General features: G+C 57.6%; 20 protein-coding genes. 12 read left to right on the forward strand and 8 right to left on the reverse strand.

The window, feature by feature from the left end:
• The first annotated feature begins 282 nt into the window (after window positions 1-282).
• The 4 genes from lldP to trmL all read left to right on the forward strand — a co-directional run bounded on the left by lldP (window position 283) and on the right by trmL (window position 4,526).
• Window positions 283-1,938: an L-lactate permease gene (gene lldP, locus KCG39_RS17580; RefSeq protein WP_142468073.1), complete on the forward strand. Its 1,656-nt coding sequence runs from the start codon at window positions 283-285 to the stop codon at window positions 1,936-1,938.
• Window positions 1,935-2,708, forward strand: coding sequence for a transcriptional regulator LldR (gene lldR, locus KCG39_RS17585; protein WP_004126569.1), 774 nt, complete (start codon window positions 1,935-1,937; stop codon window positions 2,706-2,708). Before lldP ends, lldR begins: the two co-directional genes overlap by 4 nt.
• On the forward strand, window positions 2,708-3,937 hold the full coding sequence (gene lldD, locus KCG39_RS17590; protein WP_142468112.1) for an FMN-dependent L-lactate dehydrogenase LldD: 1,230 nt from the start codon (window positions 2,708-2,710) through the stop codon (window positions 3,935-3,937). Before lldR ends, lldD begins: the two co-directional genes overlap by 1 nt.
• Window positions 3,938-4,052: 115 nt before the next feature.
• Window positions 4,053-4,526, forward strand: a complete 474-nt coding sequence (gene trmL, locus KCG39_RS17595; RefSeq protein WP_004126574.1) for a tRNA (uridine(34)/cytosine(34)/5-carboxymethylaminomethyluridine(34)-2'-O)-methyltransferase TrmL — start codon at window positions 4,053-4,055, stop codon at window positions 4,524-4,526.
• A 105-nt stretch (window positions 4,527-4,631) separates the two neighbouring features.
• Here the strand turns inward: trmL and cysE are convergent, their stop codons facing one another.
• From cysE to KCG39_RS17620, 5 genes are all read right to left on the reverse strand, one after another.
• Entirely contained in the window at window positions 4,632-5,453 is an 822-nt protein-coding gene (gene cysE / locus KCG39_RS17600; protein WP_004106845.1) for a serine O-acetyltransferase, read from the reverse strand.
• Window positions 5,454-5,533: 80 nt separating this feature from the next.
• Entirely contained in the window at window positions 5,534-6,550 is a 1,017-nt protein-coding gene (gpsA, locus tag KCG39_RS17605) for an NAD(P)H-dependent glycerol-3-phosphate dehydrogenase (RefSeq protein WP_049114115.1), read from the reverse strand.
• A complete protein-coding gene (gene secB / locus KCG39_RS17610) occupies window positions 6,550-7,017 on the reverse strand; it encodes a protein-export chaperone SecB (protein ID WP_004106849.1) in 468 nt (155 codons plus the stop codon). Before secB ends, gpsA begins: the two co-directional genes overlap by 1 nt.
• A gap of 59 nt (window positions 7,018-7,076) precedes the next feature.
• Window positions 7,077-7,328, reverse strand: coding sequence for a glutaredoxin 3 (grxC, locus tag KCG39_RS17615; protein WP_004106850.1), 252 nt, complete (start codon window positions 7,326-7,328; stop codon window positions 7,077-7,079).
• Between the two features lie 111 nt (window positions 7,329-7,439).
• Window positions 7,440-7,871 carry a rhodanese-like domain-containing protein gene (locus tag KCG39_RS17620; protein WP_004126582.1) on the reverse strand — a complete coding sequence of 144 codons (432 nt, stop codon included), beginning with the start codon at window positions 7,869-7,871 and terminating at the stop codon, window positions 7,440-7,442.
• A gap of 245 nt (window positions 7,872-8,116) precedes the next feature.
• Between KCG39_RS17620 and gpmM the strand changes: the two genes are divergently transcribed.
• The 3 genes from gpmM to KCG39_RS17635 are packed head-to-tail and all read left to right on the forward strand — an operon-like array spanning window position 8,117 to window position 11,878.
• The gene (gene gpmM, locus KCG39_RS17625; RefSeq protein ID WP_142468072.1) at window positions 8,117-9,661 is read left to right on the forward strand and encodes a 2,3-bisphosphoglycerate-independent phosphoglycerate mutase; all 1,545 of its coding nucleotides are present in this window, start codon (window positions 8,117-8,119) and stop codon (window positions 9,659-9,661) included.
• A 9-nt stretch (window positions 9,662-9,670) separates the two neighbouring features.
• Window positions 9,671-10,942, forward strand: coding sequence for a murein hydrolase activator EnvC (envC, locus tag KCG39_RS17630; protein WP_142468071.1), 1,272 nt, complete (start codon window positions 9,671-9,673; stop codon window positions 10,940-10,942).
• A 3-nt stretch (window positions 10,943-10,945) separates the two neighbouring features.
• Window positions 10,946-11,878 (forward strand): divergent polysaccharide deacetylase family protein, encoded by a 933-nt coding sequence (locus KCG39_RS17635; protein ID WP_004126591.1) that lies wholly within the window; start codon window positions 10,946-10,948, stop codon window positions 11,876-11,878.
• Here the strand turns inward: KCG39_RS17635 and KCG39_RS17640 are convergent.
• The 3 genes from KCG39_RS17640 to kbl form a co-directional block, all read right to left on the reverse strand.
• Window positions 11,875-12,672 carry a glycosyltransferase family 2 protein gene (locus KCG39_RS17640; RefSeq protein ID WP_049114109.1) on the reverse strand — a complete coding sequence of 266 codons (798 nt, stop codon included), beginning with the start codon at window positions 12,670-12,672 and terminating at the stop codon, window positions 11,875-11,877. The two genes, KCG39_RS17635 and KCG39_RS17640, sit on opposite strands and share 4 nt — an antisense overlap.
• Before the next feature lie 161 nt (window positions 12,673-12,833).
• Window positions 12,834-13,859, reverse strand: coding sequence for an L-threonine 3-dehydrogenase (gene tdh, locus KCG39_RS17645; protein WP_004126597.1), 1,026 nt, complete (start codon window positions 13,857-13,859; stop codon window positions 12,834-12,836).
• A gap of 9 nt (window positions 13,860-13,868) precedes the next feature.
• Window positions 13,869-15,062, reverse strand: a complete 1,194-nt coding sequence (kbl, locus tag KCG39_RS17650; protein ID WP_004126601.1) for a glycine C-acetyltransferase — start codon at window positions 15,060-15,062, stop codon at window positions 13,869-13,871.
• A 214-nt stretch (window positions 15,063-15,276) separates the two neighbouring features.
• Between kbl and rfaD the strand changes: the two genes are divergently transcribed.
• Genes rfaD through KCG39_RS17675 form a run of 5 tightly spaced genes read left to right on the forward strand, consistent with a single transcriptional unit; the run spans window position 15,277 to window position 20,304 of the window.
• Window positions 15,277-16,209: an ADP-glyceromanno-heptose 6-epimerase gene (rfaD, locus tag KCG39_RS17655; RefSeq protein WP_004126603.1), complete on the forward strand. Its 933-nt coding sequence runs from the start codon at window positions 15,277-15,279 to the stop codon at window positions 16,207-16,209.
• A 9-nt stretch (window positions 16,210-16,218) separates the two neighbouring features.
• Window positions 16,219-17,277, forward strand: a complete 1,059-nt coding sequence (rfaF, locus tag KCG39_RS17660) for an ADP-heptose--LPS heptosyltransferase RfaF (RefSeq protein WP_004126606.1) — start codon at window positions 16,219-16,221, stop codon at window positions 17,275-17,277.
• 3 nt (window positions 17,278-17,280) lie between these two features.
• Entirely contained in the window at window positions 17,281-18,252 is a 972-nt protein-coding gene (gene rfaC / locus KCG39_RS17665; protein ID WP_004126608.1) for a lipopolysaccharide heptosyltransferase RfaC, read from the forward strand.
• Window positions 18,252-19,160, forward strand: a complete 909-nt coding sequence (locus KCG39_RS17670; RefSeq protein ID WP_142468070.1) for a sugar glycosyltransferase — start codon at window positions 18,252-18,254, stop codon at window positions 19,158-19,160. Before rfaC ends, KCG39_RS17670 begins: the two co-directional genes overlap by 1 nt.
• Window positions 19,138-20,304, forward strand: coding sequence for an O-antigen ligase family protein (locus tag KCG39_RS17675; protein ID WP_004126614.1), 1,167 nt, complete (start codon window positions 19,138-19,140; stop codon window positions 20,302-20,304). Before KCG39_RS17670 ends, KCG39_RS17675 begins: the two co-directional genes overlap by 23 nt.
• Window positions 20,305-20,315: the final 11 nt, after the last annotated feature.

Consider the following 20,315-nt stretch of genomic DNA (forward strand, 5'->3'; position numbering starts at 1 on the left):
TGGTAGCCCGGACAGATGCGCAGCATCGCCTCCGGGATCTATTCTGTTTCTAACGCTATTCATCGCCCCAACTGGCCCTACCAATTATTTCTTAAATCGCCCAATGGTTCACATATCCATCATTTTTCGTCACAGACATATTGCTCATCAATAACATTTGATTAACCATTCGTTGTCGTTAATCCTACAATCGCAATTTGGCTGGGCCAATTTTACAAATGATGTGACCTGCTAAGAGCGCAAGACTCAGCACGGCATCATAACGGCCCGATGGAGACCTGCATGAACCTCTGGCAACAAAATTACGATCCGGCCGGCAACATCTGGCTATCGAGTCTTATCGCATCGCTACCGATTCTGTTTTTCTTTTTTGCCCTGATAAAGCTCAAGCTGAAAGGGTACGTTGCCGCGACCTGGACCGTGCTCATTGCGCTCTCCGTCGCTCTGCTGTTCTACAAAATGCCGGTTGACCACGCGCTGGCCTCCGTCATCTACGGCTTCTTCTACGGCCTGTGGCCAATCGCGTGGATTATTATCGCTGCGGTCTTCGTCTATAAAATCTCGGTGAAAACCGGGCAGTTCGACATTATCCGCTCATCGATTTTGTCAATCACCCCGGATCAGCGTCTGCAAATGCTGATTGTCGGTTTCTCCTTCGGCGCGTTCCTCGAAGGGGCCGCCGGTTTTGGCGCGCCGGTCGCCATCACCGCAGCGCTGCTGGTGGGGCTCGGCTTTAACCCGCTGTATGCGGCAGGCCTCTGTCTGATCGTTAACACCGCGCCGGTCGCGTTTGGCGCGATGGGCATTCCGATTCTGGTCGCCGGACAGGTGACGGGCCTCGACAGTTTCGAAATCGGCCAGATGGTTGGCCGCCAGCTGCCGTTCCTGACCATCATCGTGCTGTTCTGGATCATGGCGATTATGGACGGCTGGCGCGGCATTAAAGAGACCTGGCCCGCAGTCATGGTCGCCGGCGGCTCCTTCGCGATTGCTCAGTACCTCAGCTCTAACTTCCTCGGCCCGGAGCTGCCGGACATTATCTCTTCACTGGTATCGCTGGTCTGCTTGACGCTGTTCCTCAAACGCTGGCAGCCGGTTCGCATCTTCCGCTTCGGCGATATGGGCGCATCGCAGGTCGATATGAACCTGGCGCACACCCGCTACACGCCGGGACAGGTGATTCGCGCGTGGTCGCCGTTCCTGTTTCTGACCGCAACCGTGACCCTGTGGAGCGTGCCGCCGTTCAAAGCGCTGTTCGCCCCGGGCGGCGCGATGTACGATTTTGTGATTAATATTTCCGTGCCGTTTCTCGACAAAATGGTGGCCCGCATGCCGCCGGTGGTCAACGAAGCCACGCCTTACGCCGCGGTCTATAAGTTTGACTGGCTCTCCGCCACCGGCACCGCCATCCTGTTCGCCGCGCTGCTTTCCATCGTCTGGCTGCGCATGAAGCCGAAGGACGCGATCTCGGCCTTTGGCAGCACACTGAAAGAGCTGGCGCTGCCGATTTACTCCATCGGCATGGTACTGGCGTTCGCCTTTATTTCTAACTATTCCGGTCTATCCTCAACGCTGGCCCTTGCGCTGGCGCATACCGGCCATGCGTTTACCTTCTTCTCGCCGTTCCTCGGCTGGCTGGGGGTATTCCTGACTGGTTCGGATACCTCGTCGAACGCGCTGTTTGCCGCGCTACAAGCGACGGCGGCCCAGCAGATTGGCGTCTCCGATATCCTGCTGGTCGCCGCCAACACCACCGGCGGCGTGACCGGGAAAATGATCTCCCCACAGTCCATCGCCATCGCCTGTGCGGCGGTCGGTCTGGTTGGGAAGGAGTCGGACCTGTTCCGCTTTACCGTGAAACATAGTCTGATTTTCACCTGCATGGTCGGCGTGATCACCACCCTGCAGGCCTACGTCTTAACCTGGATGATCCCGTGATAGTGATGCCAAAACGCCTTGCCGACGATGTAGCCCGTCGCGTGCGGGCGCTGATTGAAGAACAAAAGCTGGAGGCGGGCATGCGATTGCCCGCCGAACGTCAGCTGGCGGCGCAGCTGGGCGTATCGCGCAATTCCCTGCGCGAAGCGCTGGCGATGTTAGTCAACGAAGGGGTGCTGCTCAGTCGTCGCGGCGGGGGCACCTTCGTGCGCTGGCAGCATGAAGCGTGGTCGGAGCAAAACATCGTCCAGCCGCTGAAGACGCTGCTCTCCGACGACCCCGATTACAGCTTTGATATTCTCGAAGCCCGTCACGCCATCGAAGCCAGTACCGCCTGGCATGCGGCAATGCGGGCAACCGATGCCGAAAAAGAGAAAATCCGCCTCTGCTTTGAAGCCACCCAAAGCGAAGATCCGGACCTGGCCTCGCAGGCCGACGTCCGCTTCCACCTGGCGATTGCCGAAGCCTCGCACAACGTGGTGCTGCTGCAAACCATGCGCGGTTTTTTCGACCTCTTACAGTCCTCAGTCAAGGAGAGCCGCCAGCGGATGTATCTCGTCCCGCCGGTATTCGCTCGCTTGACCGAACAGCACCAGGCGGTCATGGAGGCGATTATCGCCGGTGACCCGGAAGGTGCCAGAAAGGCGATGATGGCCCATTTGGGCTTTGTTCACGCCACGATCAAACGCTTTGATGAAGACCAGGCCCGCCAGGCGCGAATTACCCGCCTGCCCGGTGACCATAACGAAAATTCCAGGGAGAACTTGTGATGATTATTTCCGCCGCCAGCGACTACCGCGCCGCCGCACAGCGTATCCTGCCACCGTTCCTGTTCCACTATATCGACGGCGGCGCTTACGCCGAGCACACCCTGCGCCGCAACGTTGAGGACCTGTCCGACGTCGCGCTCCGCCAGCGTATTCTGCGCAATATGTCGGACCTGAGCCTGGAAACCACCTTATTCAACGAGAAGCTGGCGATGCCGACAGCCCTGGCGCCGGTTGGACTGTGCGGGATGTACGCCCGCCGCGGTGAAGTGCAGGCCGCCGGCGCGGCGGATGAAAAAGGTATTCCGTTTACCCTCTCTACCGTTTCCGTCTGCCCGATTGAAGAGGTCGCCCCGACCATTAAGCGCCCAATGTGGTTCCAGCTATACGTCCTGCGCGACCGCGGTTTTATGCGCAATGCGCTGGAGCGGGCGAAGGCGGCGGGCTGTTCAACGCTGGTCTTTACCGTCGATATGCCAACCCCCGGCGCGCGCTATCGCGACGCTCACTCCGGGATGAGCGGCCCGAACGCGGCAATGCGCCGCTACTGGCAGGCGGTGACTCATCCTCAGTGGGCATGGGACGTCGGATTAAACGGTCGGCCGCACGATTTGGGCAATATCTCCGCCTACCTCGGCAAGCCGACCGGTCTGGAGGACTATATCGGCTGGCTGGCGAATAACTTCGATCCTTCGATTTCCTGGAAAGACCTTGAGTGGATCCGCGACTTTTGGGACGGTCCGATGGTGATCAAGGGGATCCTCGATCCGGAAGACGCCCGCGACGCGGTGCGCTTCGGCGCTGACGGCATCGTGGTTTCCAACCACGGCGGCCGCCAACTTGACGGCGTGCTCTCTTCCGCCCGCGCCCTGCCCGCGATTGCCGATGCGGTTAAAGGCGACATTACCATCCTCGCCGATAGCGGCATCCGCAACGGTCTCGATGTCGTACGCATGATCGCCCTTGGCGCCGACAGCGTGCTGCTGGGCCGCGCATACCTCTATGCGCTCGCCACCCACGGCAAGCAGGGTGTCGCCAATCTGCTGAACCTGATCGAGAAAGAGATGAAGGTGGCGATGACGCTGACCGGCGCGAAAACTATCGGCGAAATCAGCCGTGAATCTTTAGTGCAAAACGCCGATGCGCTGCGGACCTTTGATACGATCGTAGCAGGAAACCCGGCAGTGACCCCTCTCCCCCAGGGAGAGGGAAACGTCCGGCAGGCGGGTTAACGCCATCGGGCTCACAGGCCGGCGCCGGTTTTCTCCCGCACCCTTTCCGCGAGAGGGTCGGGGTGAGGGTTAACCAAATATCTGCTATTCTGCCCCCCGCAATTAAGGGGGCAGTATGCTGAACATCGTCTTATTCGAACCAGAAATCCCGCCAAATACCGGGAATATCATCCGCCTGTGCGCTAACACCGGCTTCAATCTGCATATTATCGAACCCATGGGTTTTGCCTGGGATGATAAGCGTCTTCGCCGCGCCGGGCTGGATTACCATGAGTTCGCCGCCGTCCAGCGCCATCGTGATTACGCCGCTTTTATTGAAAGCGCAAAGCCGCAGCGTCTGTTCGCCCTGACCACCAAAGGGACCCCGGCGCATAGCGCGGTGAGCTATCAGGATGGCGATTTTCTGCTGTTTGGCCCGGAAACCCGCGGCCTGCCGGCCAGCATTCTCGATGCCCTGCCGCCAGAGCAAAAAATTCGTATTCCGATGATGCCGGACAGCCGCAGCATGAACCTGTCAAATGCGGTGTCGGTGGTGGTGTATGAAGCCTGGCGCCAGCTGGGCTATCCCGGAGCGGTGCTGCGCAGCTAGCCTGAGCGATTCCCGGATTGCGGCGCGTAGGACCTGTCCGGGCTACCGGACAGCGCTCTGTTTTGTAGCCCGGATAGATGCGCAGCATCGTCTCCGGGAAATCAATCAGATACCGTCGCCGTACTCGAAGGTATGGTGTATGCCGTTAAAGTGCTGATCCATATCCATCGCCGGCTTATCGCTCTCCGGCTTGCCCACGATGCGGGCGGGAACGCCTGCGGCGGTGGTATGCGGCGGCACCGGCTGTAGCACCACCGAACCCGCGCCGATTTTTGCCCCGCGTCCGACTTCGATATTGCCGAGGATCTTCGCCCCGGCGCCAATCATCACGCCTTCGCGAATTTTCGGATGACGATCGCCGCTGGTTTTACCGGTACCGCCAAGGGTCACGGATTGTAGAATCGACACATCGTCTTCAATCACCGCCGTTTCACCGACGACGATACCCGTCGCGTGGTCAAGCATGATCCCACGGCCAATCTTCGCCGCCGGGTGGATGTCCACCTGGAACGATACGGAAACCTGATTTTGCAGGAAGATCGCCAGCGCCCGACGCCCCTGATTCCACAACCAGTGGCCGATACGATAGGCCTGCAGCGCGTGGAACCCTTTCAGATAGAGCAGCGGCGTCGAGTATTTGTCCACCGCCGGGTCGCGGGTACGAACCGCCTGAATATCGCAGGCGGCGGAGGCGATCATTTCCGGGTCGGCGGCGTAGGCCTCTTCCACCACTTCACGAATCGCGATGGCGGGCATGATCGGAGAAGCCAGTTTATTCGCCAGCATATAGCTCAGGGCGCTGCCGAGATTTTCGTGCTTGAGTAGCGTGGCGTGGTAAAAACTGGCGAGCATCGGCTCACAGTCAGCTAAAGCCCGAGCTTCGGCTTTAATATTATTCCAGACGATATCCAGTTCTTCACACGGCATTGCTGACTCCAGACGATATAATAATGACCGGCCAGTTCTTTGCTGGCCGGGTCACTCAGGTGATCCAGGTTCCATCGCAGTTAGTTGCTACGCTCGTCCTTGCGTGCACGACCTAATAAGGTCAATGCTGCCTCGCGCGCAATTTTTCCGCAATACAATACCTGATAAATTTCCTCGGTTATTGGCATTTCGACGCCTAAACGCTGCGCCAGAACGCGAACCTCTTTGGTATTGCGATAGCCTTCAACCACCTGGCCAATCTTCTCCTGCGCGCTTTGCACGTCCATGCCCTGACCGAGCATCATGCCGAAGCGGCGGTTACGCGACTGGTTATCGGTGCAGGTGAGCACCAGATCGCCTAAGCCCGCCATCCCCATAAAGGTCTCCGGATCGGCGCCAAGCGCCTCCCCGAGGCGGGACATCTCAACCAGCCCGCGGGTAATCAGCGCGGTACGCGCGTTGGCGCCAAAGCCGATGCCGTCAGACATGCCGGCGCCGATAGCGATGACGTTTTTCACCGCGCCGCCGAGCTGCACGCCGATAAAGTCCGGGTTGATATAGACGCGGAAGCTCTTGCCGCAGTGCAGCAGGCTTTGCAAATCATCAGCGAACTGCGGGTCCGTAGACGCCAGCGAGATCGCGGTCGGCAGGCCTGCCGCCAGCTCTTTGGCGAAGGTCGGGCCGGAAATCACCGCCAGCGGAATAGCGTCGCCCAGCGCTTCACGGGCCACGTCCTGCAGCAGGCGTCCGGTTTCGGCTTCCAGACCTTTTGTTGCCCATACCAGACGCGCGTCAGGGCGCATCAGCGGCTTGATCTGGCGCAGAACCTGCCCAAAGACGTGACTGGGCACCACCACGAGAATATCGCGGCTGGCGGCAAGCGCCGTTGCCAGGTCGCTCTCAAGGTGCAGCGTATCCGGGAATGGAACATCGGGAAGGAACGCAGCGTTGCAGCGATCGTTCTGCAGCGTCGCGATATGTTTCGGGTCATGGCCCCAGAGGACAACCTCGTGGCCATTTCTTGCCAGGGTGATGGCAAGAGCGGTGCCGTAAGAGCCGGCACCGATCACAGTCATTGCAGCGTTAAGCGCGTTCATCAGGCATCCTGATGTTGTTCAGCACCTTCGCCAGCCTGCTGCTGCAGATAGTTCATAAACAGCGCATCGAAGTTCACTGGCGCAAGGTTCAGTTGCGGGAAGGTACCGCGAGAAACCAGGCTGGTGATGCACTCGCGCGCGTACGGGAACAGAATGTTCGGGCAGTATGCGCCGAGGCAGTGCGCCATCTGGGTACCGTCGATGCCTTCGATGGAGAAAATACCGCCCTGCTGTACTTCACACAGGAACGCGGTTTCTTCGCCCAGAGAGGCGGTTACGGTTACGCGCAGCACCACTTCATACACGCCTTCAGCCAGCTGGCTGGAAGCCGTATCCAGATCAAGTTTAACTTCCGGCTGCCAATCTTTCTGAAAAACTTGCGGCGCGTTCGGCGCTTCAAAAGAGATATCTTTGGTGTAGATGCGCTGAATCTGGAAAGTCATTTCGGTGCTGTTTTGTTCTGACATAGTAAAACCCTTTCGTGTTGTCCTTAAGTACGCCCGTCCAATGGGGATGAGCGCAAAAATTAGCGCAGGAGGGGATCGAGTCCACCACGTGAATCAAGCGCATACAAGTCGTCACAGCCGCCAATGTGCTGCGCATCAATAAAAATCTGCGGAACCGTCGTCCGACCGCTGCGCTGAATCATTTCTTCACGCTTCGCAGCATCGCCATCGATAGGCAACTCGTTGAACGTCACGCCCTTGCTGTTCAGCAGCGCTTTTGCACGTACGCAGAACGGGCAGGTCGCTTTGGTATAGATATCAATATTGGCCATGACTTCACTCCTGTTTTTACCCCCGAGAGTTTCACGCCGCAGGCGCTATTTTCCCGCTGGCGAATAGCCGCCGCAGGGAAAACCGCGCTGCGCCATAAAGACGCGGGTAAATTATTTACCGCGTACCAGAGGAAGGTTCTCGCCGCTCCAGCCAGCGATGCCCTCTTTCAGTACGAAGACCTTTTCAAAGCCGGCTTTGTTCAGCGCGCTGGCGGGTTCTTGCGCCTGCATACCTGAGCCGTCTACTACTATAATGGGTTGTGCTTTGTGCTTTTCCAACTCGCCGACGTTATTTGCTTTGATATCGCTCGGCAGCAGGTTAATAGAACCCGCAATGTGGCCTTTACGGAAATCGTCACGCTGACGCAGGTCGACAACCACGGCATCTTCTTTGTTGATCAGGCGCGTCGCTTCACCACGGGTGATGACTTTAACTTTCGACATCAATCCTTTAAAGGTGGTGAACAGCACCGCCACCAGCAGCGCGACCCACGCGATGCTCAGGACGGGGTGACGGCTGATGAATTGCATAATTTCTTGCATGGGGGGTTACAACTCCCGACTAAGTGATAAAAAAACCAGGGAAGGAGTATACCTGTGCATTGCGGCAAATACAGCCAGTGAGCGCGATGTAATGTATTTTCTGCGGCCCGTCACGAAAAAAAACCGCTCTCGCCGCAACGATGCGCTCTGGCCGCCCTCTTTCTTTGATCTTTTACGGTGATTTGATCGATTCAGCTGTAGTAAAATTACGCAAATTTTCTGTCTTTGAGCATGAGGTTGTCGCAATGTCGGTTTCTAAAAAACCTATGGTACTGGTGATTCTGGATGGCTATGGCTACCGTGAAGACCAGCAGGATAACGCTATTTATAGCGCTAAAACCCCTGTTATGGACGCACTGTGGGCAAAACGTCCGCACACTCTGATCGATGCTTCAGGCCTGGAAGTCGGTCTGCCGGATCGTCAAATGGGCAACTCTGAAGTAGGCCACGTTAATCTCGGCGCGGGCCGCATCGTGTACCAGGATCTGACCCGCCTGGACGTTGAAATCAAAGAACGCACCTTCTTCGCCAACCCGGTACTGACCGGCGCGGTCGATAAAGCCGTCGCCGCGGGCAAAGCCGTGCATATCATGGGCCTGATGTCGCCGGGCGGCGTCCACAGCCACGAAGACCACATCATGGCGATGGTGGAACTGGCAGCCGAGCGCGGCGCGGATAAAATCTATCTGCACGCCTTCCTCGACGGCCGCGATACCCCGCCGCGCAGCGCTGAAAAGACGCTGGCGAAATTCGAAGACAAATTTGCCGCGCTGGGCAAAGGCCGCGTCGCCTCGATCATTGGCCGCTACTACGCCATGGACCGCGACAATCGTTGGGATCGCGTTGAGCAGGCTTACGATCTGATGACCCTGGCAAAAGGCGAGTTCCAGGCCGATACCGCCGTTGCAGGCCTGCAGGCCGCTTATGCGCGCGATGAGAACGATGAGTTCGTGAAAGCGACCGTTATCCGCGCCGCAGGCCAGGCCGACGCGGCGATGGAAGACGGCGATGCGCTGATTTTCATGAATTTCCGCGCCGACCGCGCCCGCGAAATTACTCGCGCCTTCGTTAACGCCGATTTCGACGGCTTCGCCCGTAAGAAAGTGGTGAACCTCGATTTCGTCATGCTGACCGAATACGCCGCGGACATTAAAGTCGCCTGTGCTTATCCGCCGGCGTCCCTGACCAATACCTTCGGCGAATGGATGGCGAGGAACGACAAAACCCAGCTGCGCATCTCCGAAACCGAAAAATACGCTCACGTAACTTTCTTCTTCAACGGCGGCGTTGAAGAGCCGTTCAAAGGCGAAGAGCGCATTCTGATCAACTCGCCGAAGGTCGCGACCTACGATCTGCAGCCGGAAATGAGCTCCGCCGAGCTGACCGAAAAACTGGTTGCCGCCATCAAGGGCGGTCAGTTCGACACCATCATCTGTAACTACCCGAACGGCGATATGGTTGGCCATACCGGAGTGATGGAAGCCGCCGTTAAAGCGGTGGAAGCGCTGGATCACTGCATCGACCAGGTTAGCAAAGCCGTTGAATCCGTTGGCGGACAGCTGCTGATCACCGCAGACCACGGCAACGCCGAGCAGATGCGCGACCCGGCCACCGGTCAGGCGCATACCGCGCACACCAACCTGCCGGTTCCGCTGATTTACGTTGGCGATAAAAACGTCAAAGCGGTTAACGGCGGCAAACTTTCCGACATCGCGCCGACCATGCTGACGCTGATGGGAATGGAAATCCCGCAAGAGATGACTGGCAAGCCGCTGTTCATCGTGGAATAATCCTTCCCCATGAGGGGAAAGGCGACTTATTCAACTACATGGATCGCAACGGCAGTTCGATCCGTCCTTTACGCCAGCGCGCTTAGCGCTGGCGTATTGCTGTGCGCCGCATCTGCTCACGCCGACGACAGCGACCAGCTTAAATCCATTCAGGCCGATATCGCCGCTAAACAGCGGGCGATTAAGCAGCAGCAGCAGCAGCGCGCTTCCCTGGTCGCTCAGCTTAAAACGCAGGAGGAGGCTATCTCCGCCGCCGCGCGCAAGCTGCGCGAAACTCAGGAAACGCTGAACCAGCTAAATAAGCAGATCGACGAAATGAACGCCGCGCTGGCTAAGCTGGAGCGTCAGCGCGCCTCGCAGGAGCGTAATCTTTCCGCGCAACTCGACGCCGCGTTTCGTCAGGGGCCACATACCGGTATCCAGATGATCCTCAGCGGCGAAGAGGGGCAGCGTAATCAACGCCTGCAGGCCTACTTTGGCTATCTGAACCAGGCGCGCCAGGAAACCATCGCCCAGTTGAAGAAAACCCGCGAAGACATGGCGGTGCAAAAATCGATGCTGGAAGAGAAACAGAGCCAGCAGCAAACCTTGGTGTACGAACAGCGCGCCCAGCAGAGCAAGCTGGAGCAGGCGCGCAACGAGCGTAAAAAGACCCTCGCCAGCCTGGAATCCTCCATTCAGCAAGGCCAGCAGCAGCTCAGCGAGATGCGGGCTAACGAATCACGCCTGCGCGGCCGTATCGCCCAGGCGGCGGCGGCGGCCAAAGCGCGGGCGGATCGCGAAGCCCGCGAAGCGCAGGATGTGCGCGATCGCCAGCAGGAAGCCTCGCGTAAAGGCACCACCTACAAACCTACCGAAAGCGAACGCTCGCTGATGTCCCGCACCGGCGGGCTTGGCTCACCGCGCGGCCAGGCATTCTGGCCGGTTCGCGGCTCAATTCTCCATCGCTATGGCGAACAGCTGCAAGGTGAACTACGTTGGAAGGGGATGGTTATCGCTGCGTCTGAAGGCACCGAGGTCAAAGCCGTTGCCGATGGTCGGGTTATTCTCGCCGACTGGCTGCAGGGCTATGGCCTGGTGGTGGTCGTTGAACACGGCAAAGGCGACATGAGTCTTTACGGCTATAACCAAAGCGCGCTGGTCAGCGTCGGCACTCAGGTCCGGGCGGGCCAGCCGATCGCTCTCGTAGGCAGCAGCGGCGGTCAGGGCCGTCCGTCGCTCTATTTCGAAATTCGCCGCCAGGGTCAGGCGGTCAATCCACAGCCGTGGTTGGGAAGATAAGTTTTGCTTCAATTTCGCAGAATCGCACTCGCGGTAACCGGTACGCTGGTTATCGCGTCGCCGGTATTTGCCGGCAAACTCTCCATTGTTATCGACGACTTTGGCTATCGTCCACAAACGGAAAACCAGGTGCTGGCGCTGCCAGCGACGATCTCCGTTGCCGTACTCCCTAATGCGCCCCACGCCCGCGAAATGGCAACCAAAGCGCATAATCTCGGCCACGAGGTGCTCATCCACCTGCCGATGGCGCCGCTCAGCAAACAGCCGCTGGAAAAAGATACTCTCCGTCCGGATATGAACAGCAGCGAGATAGAGCGCATTATCCGCGAAGCCTACGGCAAGGTCCCTTACGCCGTGGGGCTGAATAACCATATGGGCAGCGCGATGACGTCGAACCTCTTCGGCATGCAGAAGGTGATGCAGGCGCTCGAGCGCTACAATCTCTACTTTCTCGATAGCGTCACCATCGGCAATACCCAAGCCATGCGCGCGGCGCAGGGCACCGGCGTAAAGGTGATTAAGCGTAAGGTTTTCCTCGACGATACCCAAAACGAAGCGGATATCCGCTATCAGTTCAACCGCGCTATCGCTTTGGCGCGGCGCAACGGTTCCGCCATTGCTATCGGCCACCCGCACCCGACGACGGTGCGCGTGCTGCAGCAGATGGTGTATAACCTGCCGCCGGATATCACTCTGGTTCGCCCGAGCAGCCTGCTCAACGAACCGCAGGTGGATACCTCTACGCCGAACACCGCGCCGCGGGTTCAGCCGCCGCGCAATCCGTTCCGCGGCGTGAAGCAGTGCAAATCTAAACGTCCGCCGGAGCCGGTCAACGCCAGCCGCTTCTTTACCATTCTGAGCGAAAGCATCGCCCAGAGTACGCTGTTGCAGTATTACCAGCTGAAGTGGCAGGGCTGGGATCAGCCCACCAACTAAATCGTCCGGGAATCCGTGTGCTTATCCGCCGCGGATTCCGGCTTGTCCTGATGGGCGTACCAGGCTTTAAAGTATTTAAGAAAGCTGTAAAAGGTCGCGTAAAGCCCGGTGACCACGCCGACCTTGCCCTTTCGCCACGCTCCGCTAAACAGATACCACTTAAAGAAAGCGCCAATCGCGCTGATCGCTCCGCGCCCAAGAGACGGCCTGATCTTCTGATATTTAACCAGCCGCGTGGTGTAGCTATTAAGCTTATTAAACACTTCATGCAGGGAGTAGAAAGTGTCGTGGCGCACGCATCCCGGTAGCCTGGCCGAGTGCGAAAAACCGACGACCTGATCGTCTACCGGACGCTCGTTGAACCGGGCGGCAGAACGGTTATACAAGCGAACCGGGAAATCCGGCGAGGATACCGGGTAAATAGTTCGCACCTCTTCACCCAGCACGAACCAGTAGCGCGGCAGACGCCAGGCGCAGGTTGGATCGGGCTCATCCCCCGCCTTCAGCGCCAGAATAGCTGCCACCACCTCGTCATCAAGAATCTCATCGCTATCCATACACAGCACCCAGTCGTGGCTGGCGAGGGAGGTCGCGTAGTTCATCTGCGAGCCGTGAGTGGTATAAGCATGATAGTGAACGGTGAGACCGAACTGTTGGCAAATCTGCAGCGTGGCGTCCGTACTGCCTGAATCGATGACGATAAATTCATCGGCTACCTTAAGCAAAGGTGGTAAAACCTCCCGTAATAAGCGGGATGAATTACAGGTCAATAAGCATACAGAAAGTTTAAGCATAATCTTTGTAGGGTTAAACCATGGTTAAACTGACTGTATAAACGAATAGGCGAGAAAGCGATTTAGAAAAAGTGCGGAGTGGATTAAGTATCACAAAAATGTAGGACAACTCTCAAAAAAGCGCCCGCAGGGCGCTTTTTTAAAATGCAGACCGAGGGAAATTAATCCCAGCTGAGAATGACTTTGCCAGACTGGCCGGAACGCATCGCGTCAAAGCCCTGCTGGAAATCATCAATACCAAAGCGGTGAGTGATGATCGGCGACAGATCGAGACCGGACTGGATGAGCGCGGCCATCTTGTACCAGGTTTCGAACATTTCGCGACCATAAATCCCTTTGATAAACAGCCCCTTGAAAATCACCTTGGTCCAGTCGATAGACATATCCGACGGCGGGATCCCCAGCATGGCGATGCGCCCGCCGTGGTTCATGGTATCGAGCATGGTGCGGAACGCCGGCGGCGCGCCGGACATCTCCAGACCCACGTCGAAACCTTCGGTCATGCCCAGTTCGGCCATCACATCGTTAAGGTTCTCTTTAGAAACGTTCACCGCCCGGGTGACGCCCATTTTGCGCGCCAGCTCCAGACGATATTCGTTAACGTCGGTAATCACCACGTTACGCGCGCCAACGTGTTTCGCCACCGCGGCGGCCATCACGCCGATCGGGCCGGCGCCGGAAACCAGCACATCTTCACCGACGAGGTCGAATGAAAGCGCGGTATGCACGGCGTTGCCAAATGGGTCGAAAATCGACGCCAGATCGTCAGAGATATTGTCGGGGATTTTAAAGGCGTTAAACGCCGGGATCACCAGATATTCGGCAAAACAGCCCGGACGGTTGACGCCGACGCCCGTGGTATTGCGGCACAGATGCGTACGCCCGGCGCGGCAGTTACGGCAGTGGCCGCAGGTGATATGCCCTTCGCCGGAAACGCGGTCGCCAAGCTTAAAACCGCGAACTTCCTGACCGATACCCACCACTTCGCCGACATATTCATGGCCCACCACCATCGGCACCGGAATGGTCTTTTGCGACCACTCGTCCCAGTTGTAGATGTGCACGTCGGTACCGCAAATCGCGGTCTTGCGAATTTTAATCAGCAAATCGTTATGGCCGACTTCCGGTTCCGGCACGTCGGTCATCCAGATGCCTTCTTCCGCCTTCAGTTTGGATAACGCTTTCATCTCACACCCTCAGGCAATGACGCCCAGTTGTTTACCGATGCGGGTAAAGGCTTCCACCGCACGTTCAATTTGTTCAGGGGTATGTGCCGCAGACATCTGGGTACGGATACGCGCCTGGCCTTTTGGTACCACCGGGTAGAAGAATCCGGTGACGTAAATCCCTTCTTTTTGCAGCTCGCGCGCGAACTGCTGCGCCACGGTGGCTTCACCGAGCATCACCGGGATAATGGCGTGATCGGCGCCCGCGAGGGTAAACCCTGCCGCGGTCATTTTTTCACGGAACAGGCGCGCGTTAGCCCACAGGCGGTCGCGCAGCTCGCTGCCCGCTTCCACCATCTCCAGCACTTTGATGGAAGCGGCGACAATCGCCGGTGCCAGCGAGTTGGAGAACAGATACGGACGCGAGCGCTGGCGCAGCCACTCGACAACTTCTTTACGCGCGGCGGTATAGCCGCCGGACGCGCCGCCCAGCGCCTTACCCAGCGTACCGGTGATAATATCGACGCGGCCCATCACGTCGCAGTACTCATGGGAACCGCGGCCGTTTTCACCCACAAAACCCACGGCGTGAGAATCATCCACCATCACCAGCGCGTCGTATTTGTCCGCCAGATCGCAAACGCCCTTCAGGTTGGCGATCACCCCGTCCATTGAGAACACGCCGTCGGTGGCAATCAGCACATGGCGCGCGCCGGCGTCACGCGCCTCTTTCAGACGGGCTTCCAGCTCCACCATATCGTTGTTGGCGTAGCGGAAGCGCTTCGCTTTACACAGGCGCACGCCGTCGATGATCGACGCGTGGTTCAGGGCATCGGAGATAATCGCATCTTCTGCGCCGAGCAGGGTTTCAAACAGGCCGCCGTTAGCATCAAAACAGGAGGAGTAGAGAATCGCATCTTCCATACCGAGAAAATCGGCCAGCTTCTTCTCAAGCGCTTTATGGCTGTCCTGGGTCCCGCAGATAAAACGCACGGAGGCCATACCGAAGCCGTGGCTATCCATGCCGCTTTTCGCGGCGGCAATCAGTTCCGGGTGGTTCGCGAGGCCGAGATAGTTATTGGCGCAGAAGTTAATCACCTGGCTGCCGCCGACGGTGATATCCGCCTGCTGCGCCGAAGTAATAATCCGTTCTTCTTTAAACAACCCTTCCGCGCGCGCGGTATCCAGGTCATTGGTTAACTGTTTGTAGAAATCACCACGCATTGCAACTCTCCAGATTCGGCAAAATTTGGCACATATTACCTAAAGCTATACGCTGATACGAGATGATGCATTACTGCATGAATTATTTGCAGCATAAATCACGAGTCCCTCTCTACCTTATCGGCGAATGGCTGAAGCCTTTTCGATGTAGTGATATGATAAGAGTATTCATGTCCGGATTGTCTCTGGACTACCCACTTCAAAGGTTACAGTTATGATCATCGTTACCGGCGGCGCAGGCTTTATCGGCAGCAATATCGTTAAAGCACTGAATGACCAGGGCATTACCGACATTCTGGTCGTAGATAATCTGAAAGACGGCACCAAATTCATCAATCTGGTGGATTTGAACATTGCCGACTACATGGATAAAGAAGACTTTCTGATCCAGATTATGGCGGGCGAAGAGTTCGGCGATATCGACGCTATTTTCCATGAAGGCGCCTGCTCTTCCACCACGGAGTGGGATGGCAAGTACATGATGGATAACAACTATCAGTACTCAAAAGAGGTGCTTCACTACTGTCTGGAGCGTGAAATCCCGTTCCTGTACGCCTCTTCCGCGGCGACCTACGGCGGCCGCACCAGCGACTTTATCGAATCCCGCGAATACGAGCAGCCGCTCAACGTTTACGGCTACTCCAAGTTTCTGTTTGATGAATATGTCCGTCAGATCCTGCCGGAAGCGAACTCGCAGATCGTCGGCTTCCGCTATTTCAACGTCTACGGGCCGCGCGAAGGCCATAAAGGCAGCATGGCCAGCGTCGCTTTCCATCTGAATACTCAGCTGAATAATGGCGAAAGTCCGAAATTGTTTGAAGGCAGCGACGGCTTCAAGCGCGACTTCGTCTACGTCGGCGACGTCGCGGCGGTGAACCTGTGGTTCTGGGAAAACGGCGTATCCGGCATTTTCAACCTTGGCACCGGCCGCGCGGAGTCTTTCCAGGCTGTCGCAGACGCAACGCTGGCTTACCACCAGAAAGGCAGCATCGAGTACATTCCGTTCCCGGATAAGCTGAAAGGCCGCTATCAGGCGTTTACCCAGGCGGATCTGACAAACCTGCGCGCAGCGGGCTACGATAAACCGTTTAAGACCGTTGCCGAAGGCGTAACGGAATATATGGCCTGGCTGAACCGCGACGCGTAAGAAGCAAGCATGAAAATACTGGTGATTGGCCCGTCTTGGGTGGGCGACATGATGATGTCGCAAAGTCTTTATCGTACGCTCAGGGCGCGCTATCCCCAGGCGATCATCGACGTGATGGCGCCCGCATGGTGCCGTCCGCTGCTATCGCGCATGCCGGAAGTCAACGAAGCAATCCCGATGCCGCTCGGCCACGGCGCGCTGGAAATCGGGGAACGGCGTAAGCTTGGGCACAGCCTGCGCGAACGTCGCTACGATCGCGCTTATGTGCTGCCCAACTCGTTTAAATCGGCCCTCGTGCCGTTCTTTGCGGGAATACCGCATCGCACCGGCTGGCTCGGCGAGATGCGCTACGGCCTGCTGAACGATGCCCGCAAGCTGGATAAAGACGCCTGGCCGTTGATGGTCGAACGCTACGTCGGTCTGGCCTACGACAAAGGCGTGATGCGCTGCGCGAAAGATCTGCCGCAGCCGCTGCTCTGGCCGCAGCTGCAGGTACATGAAGGCGAAAAATCGCAGGCCTGTAGCGCGTTTAACCTCTCAGCCGAGCGCCCGCTCATCGGCTTCTGCCCCGGCGCAGAGTTCGGCCCGGCAAAACGCTGGCCGCACTATCACTACGCCGAACTGGCGAAACAGCTGATCGACGAAGGCTTTCAGATCGTGCTGTTTGGCTCCGCGAAAGATCACGAAGCGGGCAATGAAATCCTCGCCGCCCTCAATACCGAACAGCAGGCATGGTGCCGCAATCTGGCCGGGGAGACTCAACTTGAGCAGGCAGTCATTCTGATCGCCGCCTGTAAAGCGGTGGTCAGCAACGATTCCGGCCTGATGCACGTCGCCGCCGCGCTCGACCGTCCGCTGGTGGCGCTCTACGGGCCCAGCAGCCCGGACTTCACTCCACCTCTGTCGCACAAAGCGCGCGTGATCCGCCTGATCAGTGGCTACCACAAAGTGCGTAAAGGCGACGCCGCCGAAGGCTATCATCAGAGTTTGATCGACATTACGCCACAGCGCGTGCTGGAAGAATTAAACGACCTGTTGCTGGAAAAAACGGAACAAGAGGAAGACTAACGGATGCGGGTACTGATCGTAAAAACCTCGTCCATGGGCGACGTGCTGCACACGCTGCCCGCGCTGAGCGACGCCGCGCTGGCCTTTCCCGGCATTCGTTTCGACTGGGTGGTTGAGGAAGGCTTCGCGCAGATCCCCTCCTGGCATGAGACCGTCGACCGGGTCATCCCGGTAGCGATTCGCCGCTGGCGCAAGGCGTGGTTTTCCGCGCCGATCAAAGCCGAGCGTAAGGCTTTCCGCGACGCCGTACGGGCGGAAAAATATGACGCGATCATCGATGCTCAGGGGCTGGTGAAGAGCGCCGCGCTGGTCACCCGGCTGGCCCGCGGCGTGAAGCACGGTATGGACTGGCAAACCGCCCGCGAGCCGCTGGCCAGCCTGTTTTACAACCGTCGCCACCATATTGCTAAACAGCAGCACGCCGTTGAGCGCACCCGCGAGCTGTTCGCAAAAAGCCTCGGCTACGCGAAGCCGGAAACCCAGGGCGACTACGCGATCGCCCGCCATTTTTTGCGTCAGACTGACCCGTCCGCTGCGCCGTATCTGGTGTTCCTCCACGCCACGACGCGCGATGATAAGCACTGGCCGGAAGAGAACTGGCGGGCGCTTATCGCCCTGCTGACCGACAGCGGCGTACGCATCAAACTGCCGTGGGGCGCCCCCCATGAAGAGGCGCGGGCCAGGCGCCTGGCGGAGGGGCACGATTTTGTCGACGTCCTGCCGCGCATGAGCCTGGAGCAGGTAGCAGAGGTTCTGGCAGGCGCGCGCGGGGTGGTTTCCGTCGACACGGGGCTGAGCCATCTTACCGCCGCGCTCGATAAACCGAACTTCACGCTGTACGGTCCGACCGATCCGGGGCTGATTGGCGGCTACGGTAAAAATCAGTACGTGGTGCGCCCGGAAAGCGGCAGCAGCACGGGGGATATACCCGCCTCCCGGATTCGGCAACTGTTGAAATCTCAGGAACTGGCTTAATGGGTTCATTATTTAAGCAGATCTATCGCTACACGCATCGACGCGCCTATCGCCATAACGAAAATCTCTGGCCGTTTACCCATATCACGCGCGCGGCGAGCGGTGAAATCCGCACCCTGAAATACAAAGGGAAAACGGTGCCGCTGGTTAATCTCAGCGAACTGAAGGATAGCGCCCAGGGCGAGGTGCTGCTGACCGCCACCGGCCCCTCTACGCGCCGTATTGATTTCACGCGGCTGCCGAAAAGCGTTCCGGTGATGGGGGTGAATGGCGCCTGGCATCTCTCTGATAAAATTAAATTTTCGTTCTATACCATTGTCGATATGGTGTTTTACGATAAAAAGCCGGACGTGATTCGTTCAGTGATTAGCCAACCCGATCTCGTGCTCTTCACCACCATGCACGGTATCGCCAAAATCCTCGACCGCTACGGCGCAGAGCTTCGCTGTCGTTTGGCATTAATTGAAGACGCCTGTTATAAAATTTATCAGCCCAAAGTCGCCAAAAGCGCGATGCCGCAGGTCTGGAAAGGCGTTGCGGCTTTACGCTTTCACCCGCAGCGGCAGGATATTTGCTTTAGCACCGATATCCGCCAGGGCATTTTCGATGCCGGAACCGTGGTCTACTGGGCCCTGCAAATTCTGATGTGGCTGGGATTTAAAACCATTCTGATAAGCGGTCTGGATATGAGTAACTTCAACCAGCCGCGATTCTACGAAACGGAACAGGATAAACTCCCCTCCTGGCTGGCAAATAAGGTGGATGACCTGGTCATGCCGTCCTTTTCGCACGCTGCCAACGTGCTGCAACAAAACCATATTCGGGTCGTTAACTTCTCTTTAGAAAGCGCGGTTCCGGAAACGATTTTCGCAAAGGTTTCTTTTGATGAGTACTTTAAAAATAAGTAGTTACGCCAGACAGGGCTACACCATTTTCTTCACTTTGTTTCTGTTTTTTAGCGCTGTTTTTTGCGTATCAACCCGGACAAACAACCTTCTTCATTTATCTATCTTGCTGTTTTTGCTTTCACTGCTTAACCAGGTTAACCGTCAGGCAATAGCGGAAAGCATCCGCCAGCGGTGGCCGGTTTATAGCCTGCTGGTGGTATTCTGCGTTTACTATGCCCTGAGCAATATTTGGGGGCAGACGCCTCAGCATATCGACTCGCCGCTGACGCACGGCGCCTATTTAATTTTTTATCTCCTGCTGCTAACTACCCTGCTGGGCGACACCCGAACCCGACATCTGGCGCTGCTGAGCGTCGTTGCCGGGATCACGGTGCTCTCCATCTGGACGATGGCGATCGATTTCACCCTGGTCCTCAAAGAGCGTCTGGTGTCACCGGGCAATCCCGGGCCGACCAACGTTATCGACCTCGCAGGCTATTGCGGTATCGGTATCCTTATTTGCGCGATGCTGCTGAAGGAGAAAGGCAGCCACCTGCTGTATGTGCCGATGGCCATCATGCTGGTGATGCTGTTTCTGACCCAAAGCCGCGGCCCGATTATCGCCCTGCTGGTGGCGTTTGTTTGCACCCTGCACCTGCACGTCTTTACCCGCCGCAATCTTTTGATTGTCGCCGCGTTAGCATTGGTTCTGGGCGCGCTTTTCCTCTTTACGCCAACGGGAGACCTGCTGCTGGCGCGCTTTGAAGAGCTGGGCACACAAAGCGGATTGCGCTTGAGTATCTGGCGCCATACGGTCCAGGAAGTGGCCAGCCAGCCGTGGCTGGGTCGTGGCTTTGACTACGAGCTCAACTTTACCAACTACAGCGGCGAGCATATCACCACCACCCACAGCGTCTATCTTGGCGCACTGCTGAAAGGCGGCATCATCGGCCTGGCGCTGCTGCTGGCGGTGATTGCCGGAGGGTTATGGCAGGCATGGCGTAAACAGCAGGATGGCCGCTACGGGCTGGCGATTTTTATCTATGCGCTGATTTTTATGGCTTCGCAGGGCATGTTTATCATCAGCAACCCTCGCGAAAGCTGGCCGCTGTTTTGGCTACCGCTGGGCATTGCGCTCAGCGGCGGCCTGAAGGCGAAACGCTAAGACAAGGGCCC

The organism is Klebsiella pasteurii, assembly GCF_018139045.1.
Taxonomy (GTDB): Bacteria; Pseudomonadota; Gammaproteobacteria; order Enterobacterales; family Enterobacteriaceae; genus Klebsiella; species Klebsiella grimontii.